We start from the raw sequence: 1,630 nt of genomic DNA on the forward strand, positions 1-1,630 counted from the left end.
CAGGCGCGACCCCGGCGCCCGCGCCTGCCGCAGGCGCCGCGGCGACGCCGCCCGCGCCCCGCGTCGGCGACCGCTCGCCGATGCTGAGCTTCGCCAACACCGACATGGCCTTTTCCGGGGACCTGCTCGCCGCCGGCAATTATCACGGCTTCAACCTCTACCGCCTCGTCGATGGCGCCGCGCCGCAGCTGGTCAGCTCGGTGATCTGCCCGGGCGGGCAGGGCGACATGTCGATCGTCGGCGACCTCCTCATCATGTCGGTCGAGGAGCGGCGCGGCCGCACCGACTGCGGCCGCCAGGGCGTGACTGACGACGTCAGCGCGGAGCGGTTCCGCGGCCTGCGCATTTTCGACATCAGTGATCCCGCGCGCCCGACCCAGGTCGGCCAGGTGCAGACCTGCCGCGGCTCGCACACCCATTCGGTCGTCTCGGGCCCGGAGGGCGGCGCGATCATTGTCTATGCGTCGGGCACCTCGTCAGTGCGGCGCAGCGAGGAACTCGAGGGCTGCGTCGGCGAGGTGCCGGGCGACAGCCGCACGTCGCTGTTCCGGATCGACGTGATCGAAATCCCCGTGGCCGACCCGTCGCGCGCGCGGATCATCGACAGCCCGGCGGTGTTCGCCGACGCCGCGACCGGCAACCTCGCCGGCCTGTGGCGGGGCGGCAGCCATGGCGAGGGGACCCAGGACACGAGCCGCACCGACCAGTGCCACGACATCACCGTGTTCCCGAGCCGCAACCTCGCCGCCGGCGCCTGCTCGGGCAACGGCATCATCTTCGACATCTCCGATCCGCGCCGCCCGCGCCGCCTCGACGCGGTCGTCGATCCCAATTTCGCTTATTGGCACTCGGCGACGTTCAACAATGACGGCACCAAGGTGCTGTTCACCGACGAATGGGGCGGCGGCTCGCGGCCGCGCTGCCGGGTCCAGGACCAGCGCACCTGGGGCGCCAACGCGATCTACGACATCGTCGACGGGCGGCTGCGCTTCCGAAGCCACTACAAGCTGCCGGCGGCGCAGACCGAGGAGGAGAATTGCGTCGCCCATAATGGCTCGATCGTGCCGGTGCCGGGCCGCGATATCTTCGTGCAGGCCTGGTACCAGGGCGGCATCTCGGTGATCGATTTCACCGACTCCGCCAACCCGGTCGAGATCGCCTATTTCGACCGCGGCCCGATCAGCGCCGATCATCTCGTGCTCGGCGGCTATTGGTCGGCTTACTGGTACAAGGGGCAGATCTACGGCACCGAGATCGTCCGCGGCCTCGACGTGCTGGCGCTCCAGCCGAGCGCGCACCTCACCGCCAACGAGATCGCCGCCGCGGCGCTCGCCGACCAGGGCGAAAGGTTCAACCCGCAGCAGCAATTCCCGGTCAGCTGGCCGGCCGATCCGGTGATCGCCAAGGCCTATGTCGACCAGCTCCAGCGCAGCCGCTCGCTCGCCGCCGGCACCGTTGCCGATCTCACGCGCACGCTCGACCAGGCCGCGAACCGGCTGGCGGCGGGCAGCAGGGACGCGGCCCTGGCGGGCCGGCTCGAGCGGCTGGCGAGCGGGCTGCGCGCGACCGGCCAGGACCCGCAGGCGGGCCGCCGGGTGACCAGATCGGAAGAGCTGACGTCTGGACTCCT

General features: G+C 71.0%; 1 pseudogene. It reads left to right on the forward strand.

The window, feature by feature from the left end:
* A pseudogene (locus G7B71_RS15525) lies at nucleotides 1–1,630 on the forward strand (hypothetical protein); the annotation flags it as partial.

It is taken from the genome of Sphingosinicella sp. YJ22, from assembly GCF_011320075.1.
GTDB lineage: Bacteria > Pseudomonadota > Alphaproteobacteria > Sphingomonadales > Sphingomonadaceae > Allosphingosinicella.